Genomic DNA, 14011 nt, shown 5'->3' with positions numbered 1-14011 from the left:
AAGCTAATCCATTTTCTGCGGCATGCCACGAAAAAAATAGTGCAAAATCGCCTTCATGGCCCCTGCCCCTGCGTTTTCTTTGATCTTCTGAGGCTACTTTATCGATTCAGCTGTAGTAAAATTACGCAAATTTTTTGTCTCTTGAGCATGAGGATGTCGCAATGTCGGTTTCTAAAAAACCTATGGTACTGGTGATTCTGGATGGTTATGGCTATCGCGAAGACAGCCAGGATAATGCCATTTTCAACGCAAAAACTCCGGTAATGGATGCGCTGTGGGCACAACGTCCGCATACCCTGATTGATGCGTCCGGCCTGGAAGTGGGTCTGCCAGATCGCCAGATGGGCAACTCCGAAGTCGGACACGTCAACCTGGGTGCGGGCCGTATTGTTTATCAGGATCTGACCCGTCTGGATGTTGAGATTAAAGAACGCACGTTCTTCTCCAACCCTACGCTGACCGGTGCTGTCGATAAAGCCGTGAACGCAGGCAAAGCGGTTCACATTATGGGTCTGCTCTCTGCGGGCGGCGTTCACAGCCACGAAGACCACATCCTGGCGATGGTAGAAATGGCAGCGGAACGCGGCGCAGAAAAAATCTACCTGCATGCTTTCCTGGACGGTCGCGACACCCCGCCGCGCAGCGCCAAATCGTCACTGCAAACCCTTGAAGACAAATTTGCCGAGCTGGGCAAAGGCCGCGTTGCCTCGATCATTGGCCGTTACTACGCGATGGACCGCGATAACCGCTGGGATCGCGTTGAGCAAGCGTATGACCTGATGACTATGGCAAAAGGTGAGTTCCAGTTTGATACCGCCGTTGCCGGTCTGGACGCCGCTTACGCGCGTGATGAAAACGACGAGTTCGTGAAAGCGACCGTGATCCGTGCTGAAGGCCAGGCTGACGCAGCGATGGAAGGCGGCGATGCGCTGATCTTCATGAACTTCCGTGCCGACCGTGCGCGTGAAATCACCCGTGCATTCGTGAATGCCGATTTTGACGGTTTCGCCCGCAAGAAAGTGGTGAACCTCGACTTCATTATGCTGACCGAATACGCCGCTGATATCAAAGTGCCCTGCGCATATCCACCAGCGTCACTGGCTAACACCCTGGGCGAGTGGATGGCGAAGCACGACAAAACGCAGCTGCGCATTTCCGAAACCGAGAAATACGCGCACGTGACGTTCTTCTTTAACGGCGGCGTAGAAGAGCCGTTCAAAGGCGAAGACCGCATTCTGATTAACTCCCCGAAAGTGGCGACTTACGATCTGCAGCCAGAAATGAGCTCTGCTGAGCTGACTGAAAAACTGGTCGCGGCAATCACAAGCGGCAAATACGACACCATTATCTGTAACTATCCGAACGGCGATATGGTCGGCCATACCGGCGTGATGGAAGCGGCCGTGAAAGCGGTTGAAACGCTGGATCACTGCGTTGAGCAAGTAGCCAAAGCCGTTGAAGCCGTCGGCGGTCAGTTGCTGATCACCGCCGATCACGGTAACGCTGAGCAGATGCGCGATCCGTCGACCGGTCAGGCGCATACGGCGCACACAAACCTGCCTGTTCCGCTGATTTATGTGGGTGAGAAATCTCTGAAAGCGGTGGAAGGCGGTAAGCTTTCTGACATCGCACCAACCATGTTGACGCTGATGGGGATGGAAATCCCGAAAGAGATGACTGGCAAGCCGCTGTTCATCGTGGAATAATCCTTCCCCATGAGGGGAAAGGCGATTTTTTCAATCACATGGGTCGTGAAGCTGCTACGGTTTTCAGTCAGGCCTTTGCTTTACGCCAGCGCGCTTAGCGCTGGCGTATTGTTGTGCGCCACATCCGCCCACGCTGACGATCGCGATCAGCTCAAATCGATTCAGGCCGATATCGCCGCGAAAGAGCGCGCGGTTCGCCAGCAGCAACAGCAACGCGCTTCACTGCTTGCGCAACTAAAGCAGCAGGAAGAAGCCATCTCCGCCGCCGCGCGGAAATTACGCGAAACGCAAAACACCCTTTCACTGCTCAATAAGCAAATCGATGAAATGAATGCGTCGATTGCCAAACTAGAACGCCAGCGCGACGCCCAGGAACGTAATCTTGCGGCCCAGCTGGATGCGGCATTCCGTCAGGGTGAGCATACCGGTATTCAGTTGATTCTCAGCGGTGAAGAGAGCCAGCGCGGCCAGCGCTTGCAGGCCTATTTTGGTTATCTTAACAAGGCTCGCCAGGAGACCATCGCGCAGCTTAAGCAGACGCGCGAAGAGGTCAACACCCAGAAAGCGGAGCTTGAAGAGAAGCAAACCCAGCAGCAGACCCTGCTTTACGATCAGCAGGCGCAACAGGCGAAGCTGGAACAGGCGCGGAATGAGCGTAAGAAAACGCTTTCCGGTCTGGAGTCATCGATCCAGGAAGGTCAGACGCAGCTGGGTGAAATGCGAGCCAACGAATCAAAACTGCGCAACAGCATTGCACGTGCCGAAGCAGCAGCCAAAGCACGGGCCGAAAAAGAGGCGCGTGAAGCGCAGGCCGTAAAAGATCGCCAGCAAGAAGCATCGCGTAAAGGTTCAACCTATAAACCGACCGAAAGCGAGCGTTCGCTTATCTCGCGTACCGGCGGACTCGGTGCCCCACGCGGACAAGCGTTCTGGCCCGTTCACGGTTCAATTCTGCATCGCTATGGCGAACAGTTGCAGGGTGAGCTACGTTGGAAGGGTATCGTTATTGGTGCCTCCGAAGGTAGCGAAGTCAAAGCCATCGCCGATGGCCGCGTGATCCTCGCCGACTGGCTGCAGGGCTACGGTCTTGTCGTGGTAGTTGAACACGGCAAAGGCGACATGAGTCTTTACGGCTACAACCAGAGCGCATTGGTCAGCGTAGGCACACAGGTCCGTGCCGGACAACCCATCGCCCTTGTGGGCAGCAGTGGCGGTCAGGGCCGCCCGTCACTCTATTTCGAAATTCGTCGCCAGGGTCAGGCGGTCAATCCACAGCCGTGGTTGGGAAGATAAGTTTTGCTTCAATTTCGTCGTCTTGTTTTATCCGTCGTCAGCGCACTGGCGCTGGCTTCACCGGTTTACGCAGGCAAACTTGCCATCGTCATTGATGATTTCGGTTATCGCCCGCACAACGAAAATCAGGTGCTGGCGATGCCCACTGCCGTCTCCGTTGCCGTGTTACCCAATGCCCCACATGCGCGCGAAATGGCGACCAAAGCCCACAACAGCGGGCACGAAGTGCTGATCCACCTGCCGATGGCCCCCCTCAGTAAACAACCGCTGGAAAAAGACACCTTACGCCCGGACATGAGCAGCAGCGAGATCGAGCGCATTATTCGCGATGCTTATGGCAAAGTTCCCTTTGCGGTTGGGCTGAACAACCACATGGGCAGCGCGATGACGTCCAGCCTGTTCGGCATGCAAAAAGTGATGCAGGCGCTAGAGCGCTACAATCTCTATTTCCTCGACAGCATGACCATTGGCAATAGCCAGGCTCTGCGCGCCTCTCAGGGCACTGGTGTAAAGGTAATTAAGCGCAAAGTCTTCCTGGATGACACGCAGAACGATGCGGATATTCGCGCTCAGTTCAATCGTGCGGTTCAGCTCGCACGCCGCAACGGGTCGGCTATCGCGATTGGGCATCCCCATCCGTCCACCGTGCGCGTCTTGCAGCAAATGCTGCCATCACTGCCATCGGATATCACGCTGGTCCGGCCGAGCGATCTGCTGAATGAGCCGCAAGTGGATACCTCACGGCCAGACACGTCATCGCCGCCTGGCACAAACCCGGCGACAAAACCGCGAAATCCGTTTAAGGGTGTGACCCTCTGCAAGCCGAAACAGCCGCTGGAACCTGTGTATGCCACCCGGTTCTTCTCGGTGATCGGTGAAAGCGTGGGCCAAAGCTCGCTGGTGAAATACGTCCAGCATCAGTGGCAAGGTTGGGGGAAAAAGGCGTAATTCATTGCTGTCCGCCATCATTCGATGAGATGAGAATCCACGGGCTTTTCTGCCGTGGACTCTTCTTGTTCTTTATCCTGATCCAGATACCAGGCCTTAAAATATTTCAAAAAACTGTATGAGACCGCGTACAGCCCCGTCACGACCCCCACTTTCCCTTGTCGCCATGCGCCGCTGAACAGATACCATTTGAAAAATGCACCCGTGGCGCTGATCACCCCGCGCCCGATAGACGGCCTCACTTTCTGGTATTTCACCAGCCGCGACGTGTAGCTATTCAGCTTATTAAAGACTTCATGAAGCGTGTAAAACGTGTCATGCCGCACGCGTCCCGGCATTTTGGTGGTCTGCACATTGCCTTCAACTTTGTCATCTACCGGACGGTAATTGAATCGCGCCCGCGTGCGATTGAACAGGCGTACCGGATAATCCGGCGAGGAAATGGGGTAAATCGTTCGCACTTCTTCACCCAATACATACCAGTAACGTGCGATACGCCAGGCACTGTTGGCCGCAGGCGCTTCGCCCGCTTTCAGTGCCAGAATGAAATCGACCGTTTCGGCATCCATGATTTCATCGCTGTCCATGCACAGCACCCAATCATGCGTTGCCAAATCAATCGCATAATTCATCTGCGCGCCGTGCATAGCGTAAGGATGATGATGAACGGAAAGGCCGTACTCTCGACAAATAGCCAGAGTCGAATCGGTACTTCCGGAATCCACCACAATAAATTCGTCCGCCACGGTCAGTAACGGAGGCATGACTTCGCGAAGCAAACGCGCGGAATTACAGGTCAATAAACAAACGGTAAGCTTGAGCATAGGCGCTGTAAAAGTAAACGAATGTTAAACAAACTTTATAAGCGTGTGGGTAAAAAAGCGAAGGAATAGTGGAAATAATCCGATTGCGGATGCCAGAAGTGTGAATGGGTCGAGAAAAAGCGCCCGCAGGCGCTCTCTTTTTTAATCCCAGCTCAGAATGACTTTTCCTGACTGGCCCGAGCGCATTGCGTCAAAGCCTTTCTGGAAATCATCAATTCCGAAATGGTGAGTAATGATCGGCGTCAGATCCAGACCAGACTGGATCAGTGCCGCCATCTTGTACCAGGTTTCAAACATCTCGCGGCCATAAATGCCCTTGATGAACAAACCCTTAAAGATAACTTTATTCCAGTCAATCGACATATCTGACGGAGGAATTCCCAGCATGGCGATACGTCCGCCGTGGTTCATTGTATCCAGCATAGAGCGGAACGCAGGCGGCGCGCCGGACATTTCCAGACCGACGTCGAAGCCCTCGGTCATGCCCAGCTCAGCCATTACGTCGTTCAGGTTCTCTTTAGAGACGTCCACCGCGCGGGTGACACCCATTTTACGCGCCAGCGACAGGCGGTATTCGTTAACGTCGGTGATCACCACGTTACGTGCACCAACGTGTTTCGCCACGGCAGCGGCCATAATGCCGATAGGGCCAGCGCCGGACACCAGCACGTCTTCGCCGACCAAATCGAATGACAACGCCGTGTGAACCGCATTACCAAACGGATCGAAGATAGAAGCCAGATCGTCAGAAATATTGTCCGGGATCTTGAAGGCGTTGAACGCCGGGATCACCAGATATTCTGCGAAACAGCCCGGACGGTTCACGCCCACGCCCACGGTGTTACGGCACAAATGCGTGCGTCCGCCACGGCAGTTACGGCAATGCCCGCAGGTGATGTGGCCTTCGCCGGAAACGCGATCGCCAATTTTGAAACCTTTCACTTCCTGGCCAATGCCAACCACTTCACCGACATATTCGTGGCCCACAACCATTGGCACGGGAATGGTTTTTTGTGACCATTCGTCCCAGTTATAGATATGCACGTCAGTGCCGCAAATCGCGGTTTTGCGAATTTTGATCAGCAGATCGTTATGACCGACTTCCGGCTCCGGCACGTCGGTCATCCAAATCCCTTCTTCGGCTTTCAGTTTGGATAACGCTTTCATCACACGTCCTTAGGCAATTACGCCCAGTTGTTTGCCGATGCGGATAAAGGCTTCAACCGCACGCTCGATTTGTTCAGGTGAATGCGCCGCAGACATCTGGGTGCGGATACGCGCCTGACCTTTTGGCACCACCGGGAAGAAGAATCCGGTGACGTAAATGCCCTCTTTTTGCAGTTCACGCGCGAAGTTCTGCGCTACAACTGCATCGCCCAGCATCACGGGGATAATCGCGTGATCGGCACCCGCCAGCGTAAAGCCCGCCGCGCTCATTTTTTCGCGGAACAGACGGGCGTTGGACCACAGACGATCGCGCAGTTCAGCGCCGGACTCGACCATTTCCAATACTTTGATGGACGCAGAAACAATCGCTGGCGCCAGGGAGTTGGAGAACAGATACGGACGCGAGCGCTGGCGCAGCCACTCCACCACTTCCTTGCGTGCGGCGGTGTAACCGCCGGAAGCACCGCCAAGCGCTTTGCCCAGCGTACCGGTGATGATGTCTACGCGGCCCATCACGTCACAGTATTCGTGGGAACCGCGACCGTTTTCGCCAACAAAACCGACTGCGTGAGAGTCATCGACCATCACCAGCGCGTCGTATTTATCTGCCAAATCGCACACGCCTTTCAGGTTGGCGATCACACCGTCCATCGAGAACACACCGTCGGTGGCGATCAGCACATGACGCGCACCCGCTTCACGGGCCTCTTTCAGACGCGCTTCCAGCTCGTGCATATCGTTGTTGGCGTAGCGGAAACGCTTCGCTTTACACAAACGCACGCCGTCGATGATGGACGCGTGGTTCAGGGCATCGGAGATAATCGCGTCTTCCGCGCCCAGCAGCGTTTCGAACAGGCCGCCGTTAGCATCAAAACAGGAAGAGTAGAGAATCGCATCTTCCATGCCGAGGAAATCGGCCAGCTTCTTCTCAAGCACTTTGTGGCTGTCCTGCGTACCGCAGATAAAGCGCACAGAGGCCATTCCGAAGCCGTGAGTGTCCATCCCCTTTTTGGCGGCAGCAATCAGATCAGGGTGATTCGCAAGACCTAAGTAGTTGTTCGCGCAAAAGTTGATCACATGGCTGCCATCAGCGACGGTGATATCCGCCTGCTGCGCAGAAGTGATAATACGTTCTTCTTTGAACAACCCTTCCGCGCGAGCGGTTTCGAGGTCGCTGTCTAACTGTTTGTAAAAATCACCACGCATTGCAATTCTCCAGACTCGGCAAATTTCGGCACATATTACCCAAAGCTATACGTCGATACGAGATGACGCATCATGAGTTCTCGTTTTTGCAGCATAAATCACGTGTAGCATTTATTGCATATAAACAAAATCATGCAAGTTGCATCAAGGCGGCAAGCGAAGAAATCCCCGGGAGCATAGATAACTCTGTGACCGGGATTTCTAAGCGCAGCCACCGTAGAGGCAGCTTGAAGGATGAAGTGCATATCGGTGAATGGCTGAAGACAGCGCATTGTGATGATATGATAAAGATATTAGCGTCCGGGATTGTCCCCAGACTCCACACTTCAAAGGTTACCGTTATGATCATCGTTACCGGCGGCGCAGGCTTTATCGGCAGCAATATTATCAAAGCCCTGAATGACAAAGGCATCACCGACATTCTGGTGGTGGACAATTTGAAAGATGGCACCAAGTTCGCGAACCTGGTGGATCTGAATATTGCCGACTACATGGATAAAGAAGATTTTCTGATCCAGCTTATGGCGGGTGAAGAGTTCGGCGAAATCGACGCCATCTTCCATGAAGGCGCGTGCTCTTCCACAACAGAGTGGGACGGCAAGTATATGATGGATAATAACTATCAGTACTCAAAAGAAGTGCTGCACTACTGCCTGGAACACGAAATTCCGTTCCTGTATGCCTCTTCTGCTGCCACCTACGGCGGCCGCACGTCTGACTTTATCGAATCCCGCGAATACGAGCAGCCGCTGAACGTGTACGGCTATTCCAAATTCCTGTTCGACGAATATGTGCGTCAAATTCTGCCAGAAGCGAACTCCCAAATCGTTGGCTTCCGCTATTTCAACGTCTATGGTCCGCGCGAAGGCCACAAAGGCAGCATGGCGAGCGTTGCTTTCCATCTGAATACCCAGTTGAACAACGGCGAAACCCCGAAACTGTTCGAAGGCAGCGACGGCTTTAAGCGCGATTTCGTCTACGTGGGCGACGTGGCAGCGGTCAATCTGTGGTTCTGGGAAAACGGCGTATCCGGCATCTTTAACCTGGGCACAGGCCGCGCAGAATCCTTCCAGGCCGTGGCTGACGCAGCGCTGGCCTTCCATAAAAAAGACAGCCTCGAGTACATTCCATTCCCGGAAAAACTGAAAGGCCGTTATCAGGCATTCACTCAGGCTGATCTGACCAACCTGCGTGCTGCCGGTTATGACAAGCCATTTAAGACTGTCGCCGAAGGTGTAGCGGAATATATGGCCTGGCTGAACCGCAACTGAGTGAATCCCAGACGCATTGAATAACGGTGTGTCTGGGGTAAACAAAGGCAGCCAACGCAGAGACAGCTTGAAGGATGAAGTGAATGAGAATACTGGTGATCGGCCCGTCATGGGTGGGCGACATGATGATGTCGCAAAGTCTTTATCGCACGCTCAAGGCGCGCTATCCCCAGGCGATAATTGATGTGATGGCACCTGCGTGGTGCCGTCCGCTTTTATCGCGCATGCCGGAAGTGAACGAAGCGATCCCAATGCCACTCGGCCACGGGGCGCTGGAGATTGGTCAACGCCGCAAGCTGGGTCACATTCTGAGTGCGAAACGCTATGACCGCGCTTACGTGCTGCCTAACTCCTTTAAATCTGCCCTCGTGCCCTTCTTTGCAGGCGTGCCGCACCGTACCGGCTGGCGTGGCGAGATGCGCTACGGTTTGCTAAATGACGCGCGCGTGCTGGATAAAGACGCCTGGCCGCTGATGGTCGAGCGCTATGTTGCTCTGGCGTACGATAAAGGCGTGATGCGCACGGCGAAAGATTTACCGCAGCCGCTGCTGTGGCCGCAGTTGCAGGTGCATGAAGGCGAAAAATCGCAAACCTGCAATGCCTTTAATCTCTCTTCCGAACGCCCGATGATTGGTTTCTGTCCTGGCGCAGAATTCGGTCCGGCAAAACGCTGGCCGCACTATCACTACGCCGAATTAGCCAAACAGCTGATCGACGAAGGCTATCAGATTGTGCTGTTCGGCTCGGCGAAAGATCACGAAGCGGGCAACGAAATCCTCGCGACCCTGAGCAATGAACAACAGGCCTGGTGTCGGAATCTGGCCGGCGAAACGCAGCTTGAGCAGGCGGTGATTTTACTGGCCGCCTGTAAAGCGGTGGTGACGAATGATTCAGGTCTGATGCACGTTGCAGCGGCGCTCAATCGCCCGCTGGTCGCGCTGTATGGCCCAAGCAGCCCAGACTTCACGCCGCCGCTGTCGCACAAAGCTCGCGTCATCCGCCTGATCACCGGCTATCACAAAGTGCGAAAAGGTGACGCCGCCGAAGGGTATCACCAGAGCCTGATCGACATTACGCCGCAGCGCGTCCTGGACGAACTCAACGAGCTGTTGTTGAGCGAAGAAGGATAACGAATGCGGGTCCTGATCGTTAAAACCTCCTCAATGGGCGACGTATTGCACTCCCTGCCATCGCTGACGGATGCGATGCGCGCCATCCCGGGTATCCGTTTTGACTGGGTCGTAGAAGAAGGCTTCGCGCAGATCCCTGGCTGGCATGAAACGGTCGACCGCGTGATCCCGGTGGCGATTCGCCGCTGGCGTAAAGCCTGGTTTTCCGCTCCGGTGAAAGCCGAACGCCAGGCCTTTCGCGATGCGGTACAGGCTCAGCAGTACGATGCAATTATCGACGCGCAGGGGCTGGTGAAAAGCGCCGCGCTGGTGACACGTCTGGCACACGGTGTGAAGCACGGTATGGACTGGCAAAGCGCGCGCGAGCCGCTGGCCAGCCTGTTCTATAACCGCCGTCACCGCATCAGCAAGCAGCAGCACGCCGTCGAACGCACTCGCGAGCTGTTTGCCAAAAGCCTGGGTTATCAAAAACCGGAAGCGCAGGGTGATTACGCTATTTCGCAGCATTTCCTGCATGGCGCTTCGCAAGACAGCCAGCCTTACTTAATTTTCCTCCACGCCACTACGCGTGACGATAAACATTGGCCGGAATCACACTGGCGTGAGCTGATTGGTTTGCTCGGCGAATCCGATGTACGCATCAAACTTCCGTGGGGCGCGCCGCATGAAGAGGCGCGCGCCAAACGTCTGGCAGACGGCTTTGACTACGTTGACGTTCTGCCTCGCATGAAGCTGGATGGTGTGGCGCAGGCATTAGCGGGCGCAACGGCGGTGGTGTCGGTTGATACCGGTCTCAGCCACCTGACGGCTGCGCTGGATCGCCCTAATATTACGCTCTACGGCCCAACGGATCCGGGTCTTATTGGCGGCTACGGAAAAAATCAATATATCTGCCGCCCGGAAAATTCTTCGCAGTTGAGCACGCTCAGCGCCGCTGCGGTTTATGCGCAATTAGAGCCTTTGCTGGCAGCAGAGAGAGCCTATGTCTGAATTTTTCTCAGCGGAGCGCCCACCCAAGCGCGTGCTGATCATCAAGCTGCGTCACCACGGTGACGTTTTGCTGACCTCTCCGGTCTTTACCGTATTGAAAAAAAACTGGCCAGACGTCCAGGTTGACGCACTGGTGTATGACGACACCCAGGCGATGCTCACCAGCCATCCCCATATTGATCAGGTACATACGATAGGCCGAAACTGGCGCAAAAAAGGCTGGTTTGAGCAGTTCCGTCTGTATCGTGCACTGGTGAACACCCTCAAAGGCCGCCAGTACGACGTCCTGATTAACCTGACTGAACACTGGCACGGTGCGCGTCTGGCACGTCGTTTAAAACCGCGCGTATCCGTGGGTTTCAAACCGGACAAACGCAGCGGGCTGGCGCGCCGTCGCTGGGTCAAATCATTTACGACCCTGTACCCCGCCATTCAGGACAACAGCCGTCATATGGTGGAAGTGAACCTCGACGCGCTGCGTCGCATCGGCATTCACCCGCAATGTGATGAAGATAAACACACGCTGTTTGTCCCCGGCGATGCGGCGGAAGCGTCTATCGCCGAGAAACTGGCGGGATTCGGGCTGACCTCTAAATCGTATATTTTGGTGCATCCGACGTCACGTTGGATGTTCAAGGCCTGGGAAATCAACAAGCTGGCGGCGACGATCAATAATCTCGCATCACGCGGGCTGCCAATCATTCTTTCCGCTGCGCCGTCAAAAGAAGAGTCAGCTTACATGGATGAGTTGCGTGCTGCGCTCACTCACCCGGTGTTTGATTTAAGCGGGCAACTCAATCTGAAAGAGCTTGGCGCGCTGATGAAACACGCGCGCGTTTACTTTGGCGTGGACTCCATGCCGATGCATCTCGCCAGCGCCGTTGGCACCCCAACCGTTGCCATCTTTGGCCCGACCGGCGCAATAAAATGGGCACCGTGGGGCGTGAATTATCGCGTGATTACCGCCGGATTCACCTGCCAGCCTTGCGGTAAAGCGGGCTGCGGTGACGGAGGCGTTTCCGACTGCATCACGGCGATTACCCCGCAGCAGGTCTTGAGCGCGATCGATACGATGCTGCTGGAAACCCTTCCATGAAGCTGGCGATCGTTCGACAGACTTACAATCCCAACGGCGGCGCAGAGCGTTTTGTGTCACGCGCGCTTAACGTGCTGGCGCAGGACACCGCGCTGGATGTCACGCTCATCGCTCGCCAGTGGGAAGACGCCGCTGGCTGGCAGACGCTGACGGTGAATCCGCCATTTAGCAATCGTCTCGGCCGCGAATCGGGTTTTGCTGAGGCCGCCGCCGCAGAGTTTGCCAGGTTCGACATCGTTCAAAGCCATGAGCGTATTCCAGGCGCCACGATTTTCCGTGCGGGTGACGGCGTGCATGCCACCTGGCTTGAGCAGTACAGCCGCATTTTGTCGCCGCTGGCGCGCTGGGCGCAGTCATTAAGCCGCTATCACCGCTACATTTTGCAGGCAGAAGCCCAGATGTTTACCCATCCGCAACTGCGAAAAGTGATCTGTAACTCGAAGATGGTGCGCGATGACATCGCCCGCCGTTTCGCCTTGCCTGACGATAAGCTGACGGTTATCTATAACGGTGTTGATACCACGCATTTCAGCCCGGACGTGCGCGCGTTTTCGCAGCGTGAGGTGCTGGGTATCCCACCTACTGCACCGGTGCTGGCGTACGTGGGCTCAGGCTTTAGCCGTAAAGGCGTTGCGACGGCGCTGCGTGCGATTGTGCCGCATCCCGATGTCTGGCTGCTGATCGCGGGTCGCGATAAACACGCACGCAAATTCGAAAAGCTGGCGGCAACGCTGGGCGTGGCTTCGCGCGTACGTTTCCTGGGGCCGGTCGCGGATGTGCGTCAGGTTTACGGCACGGCTGACGCCTTGATTTTACCGACACTCTACGATCCCTTCCCAAATGTCTGCGTGGAAGCGCTGGCCTGCGGATTGCCGCTATTAACCAGCCACGGCTGTGGCGCGGCAGAATGGGTTGAGGAAGGCGTGAACGGCTGGGTGCGTGACGCGCTGGATAGCAAAGGTTATCAGCAGGCGATCGGTGAATGGCTACAAGGCCGTGAACAGGGCGTTAACTACTCTGCGGCGGCACGCGCCACCGCAGAACCCTACACCCTGGATCGTATGGCTAAAGAGTTGCAGGCGCTTTATCGCGACGTGCTGCGCTGAGCCGCATCGGAAAAGACGTTCTCCATCGCATCCAGCATGCACTCGCGAGTGAAATGGGCGCAAAGGTAATCGAATCCTTGCTGCGCCAGTTGCTCGCGAAGATTTGCATCGTCATACAGTTTGACGATTGCGTCTTGCAGCGCAGTTTCATCACGTTGAGCAATCAAAATCCCGGTTTTACCATTAATCACCGCATCTGCGGTGCCACCCGCGTCGGTGGCAATGGTAGCTATCCGCGATGCCAGGGACTGCAATACGCCCTGCGGAACGCCTTCCATGTCGTGCGAGGGACTCAGGGCGATATCAAACGCCGGGAACCATCGCTCAGGATCGCTGCGATGCCCTGCCATCACCACGCGTTGCTGTAATCCCAGCGCCACAATTTCTTGTTCCAGCGTCGCCTTATGCGGGCCTTCACCCACGATCGCCAGCTTAATACGTGGATTGTCGATCTTTGCCAACGCACGCAGCAACACGCTATGGCCTTTGTTCGGACGCAGATGCGAGACCACGCCGAGCCAAAAATCATCCTGCGAGAGGCCACAATGCGCTCTGGCATCGTGTTTATCAGCGGGATGAAAGCGTTGCGTATCGACGCCGCTCGGCACCGACGTGCTTTGCGCCAGCGGGACGCCGATATCCGCCACCTGATGGCGGAGCGCTTCGCCGGTAGTGACGATGTGTGTACAGGCTTTGCGAAACAGCCAACGGGTTGTCCAGTTATTACGCGGTACACCCGATGCATGACGCGTTCGCACCAGCGGAATCGGATTCGAAAGCGTGAGATTCGCGAGTGCCACCAGCCAGGTATCGGCTGAATTGTGACTATTGATGACATCAATAGATTGGCGATGGCTTTTGAGCCAGTGACGCAGTGATTGCAGATTTTTAAGGTTTTTACGTCTGAGAGGCATGGTCACGACTGTCAGCCCGGCATCTTGTGCCAGGGCGTGCAACGGTGCGCTTTCCGGGCAGAGAATGGTCACCTGATGGCCGCGCTGAATCAGCCCGAGCGACTCATTAATAATACGTAATGGTTGCCCGCCTTTGCCGCCATCTGCTTCAGTGTGAACGATATGCATAAATTTCCTGTTGATGGGCTGAAACCTGGCTAATCAAGGCATTATATACGCTGTCAGCTGCAGAATGTACAAAGTCAGGCTTACCTAAAAATGAGCAGATTATTCTTGCTTACAAACATTGTCCTTCTGTAGTTAGGGCTTCTGTGGTAATTTTCTCTGACTTTTATTCCCTCCGGATATCCGTGGAATTAA

12 protein-coding genes are annotated in these 14011 nt (G+C 55.2%); 8 read left to right on the top strand and 4 right to left on the bottom strand.

Features of this window, described 5'->3' with window-relative positions; translation table 11 throughout:
- Positions 1–161 precede the first annotated feature (161 nt).
- From gpmM to I6L74_RS09320, 3 genes are read left to right on the top strand one after another with little or no spacing between them, the layout of a single operon-like run.
- Positions 162–1706 carry a 2,3-bisphosphoglycerate-independent phosphoglycerate mutase gene (gpmM, locus tag I6L74_RS09330; protein WP_059180468.1) on the top strand — a complete coding sequence of 515 codons (1545 nt, stop codon included), beginning with the start codon at positions 162–164 and terminating at the stop codon, positions 1704–1706.
- 33 nt (positions 1707–1739) lie between these two features.
- Complete coding sequence (gene envC, locus I6L74_RS09325; RefSeq protein ID WP_243398849.1) at positions 1740–2999, top strand: murein hydrolase activator EnvC; 1260 nt, start codon at positions 1740–1742, stop codon at positions 2997–2999.
- 3 nt (positions 3000–3002) lie between these two features.
- Entirely contained in the window at positions 3003–3947 is a 945-nt protein-coding gene (locus I6L74_RS09320; protein WP_059180470.1) for a divergent polysaccharide deacetylase family protein, read from the top strand.
- 17 nt (positions 3948–3964) lie between these two features.
- Here I6L74_RS09320 and I6L74_RS09315 read toward each other — a convergent pair whose 3' ends face one another.
- The 3 genes from I6L74_RS09315 to kbl form a co-directional block, all read right to left on the bottom strand.
- On the bottom strand, positions 3965–4771 hold the full coding sequence (locus I6L74_RS09315) for a glycosyltransferase family 2 protein (RefSeq protein ID WP_059180471.1): 807 nt from the start codon (positions 4769–4771) through the stop codon (positions 3965–3967).
- A 141-nt stretch (positions 4772–4912) separates the two neighbouring features.
- Positions 4913–5938, bottom strand: coding sequence for an L-threonine 3-dehydrogenase (gene tdh / locus I6L74_RS09310; protein ID WP_011915385.1), 1026 nt, complete (start codon positions 5936–5938; stop codon positions 4913–4915).
- A 9-nt stretch (positions 5939–5947) separates the two neighbouring features.
- Positions 5948–7144, bottom strand: a complete 1197-nt coding sequence (kbl, locus tag I6L74_RS09305) for a glycine C-acetyltransferase (protein ID WP_059180472.1) — start codon at positions 7142–7144, stop codon at positions 5948–5950.
- Between the two features lie 341 nt (positions 7145–7485).
- Here kbl and rfaD point away from each other — a divergent pair, with 341 nt between their 5' ends.
- The 5 genes from rfaD (at position 7486) to I6L74_RS09280 (ending at position 12737) form a co-directional block, all read left to right on the top strand.
- On the top strand, positions 7486–8415 hold the full coding sequence (rfaD, locus tag I6L74_RS09300; RefSeq protein WP_059180473.1) for an ADP-glyceromanno-heptose 6-epimerase: 930 nt from the start codon (positions 7486–7488) through the stop codon (positions 8413–8415).
- Positions 8416–8498: 83 nt separating this feature from the next.
- The gene (gene rfaF / locus I6L74_RS09295) at positions 8499–9545 is read left to right on the top strand and encodes an ADP-heptose--LPS heptosyltransferase RfaF (protein ID WP_059180474.1); all 1047 of its coding nucleotides are present in this window, start codon (positions 8499–8501) and stop codon (positions 9543–9545) included.
- A 3-nt stretch (positions 9546–9548) separates the two neighbouring features.
- Positions 9549–10535, top strand: a complete 987-nt coding sequence (rfaC, locus tag I6L74_RS09290) for a lipopolysaccharide heptosyltransferase RfaC (protein ID WP_059180475.1) — start codon at positions 9549–9551, stop codon at positions 10533–10535.
- Positions 10528–11631 (top strand): putative lipopolysaccharide heptosyltransferase III, encoded by a 1104-nt coding sequence (gene rfaQ / locus I6L74_RS09285; protein WP_059180476.1) that lies wholly within the window; start codon positions 10528–10530, stop codon positions 11629–11631. The genes rfaC and rfaQ overlap by 8 nt, the downstream gene beginning before the upstream one ends.
- Entirely contained in the window at positions 11628–12737 is a 1110-nt protein-coding gene (locus I6L74_RS09280; protein WP_059180477.1) for a glycosyltransferase family 4 protein, read from the top strand. Before rfaQ ends, I6L74_RS09280 begins: the two co-directional genes overlap by 4 nt.
- Here the strand turns inward: I6L74_RS09280 and I6L74_RS09275 are convergent.
- Complete coding sequence (locus I6L74_RS09275) at positions 12716–13819, bottom strand: glycosyltransferase family 4 protein (RefSeq protein ID WP_059180478.1); 1104 nt, start codon at positions 13817–13819, stop codon at positions 12716–12718. The genes I6L74_RS09280 and I6L74_RS09275 overlap by 22 nt on opposite strands.
- Positions 13820–14011 lie beyond the last annotated feature (192 nt).

Source organism: Lelliottia amnigena, assembly GCF_019047465.1.
GTDB lineage: Bacteria > Pseudomonadota > Gammaproteobacteria > Enterobacterales > Enterobacteriaceae > Enterobacter > Enterobacter amnigenus.
Note: the sequence above shows the minus strand (reverse complement) of the source record. Positions and strands in the feature narration are given on the sequence as shown.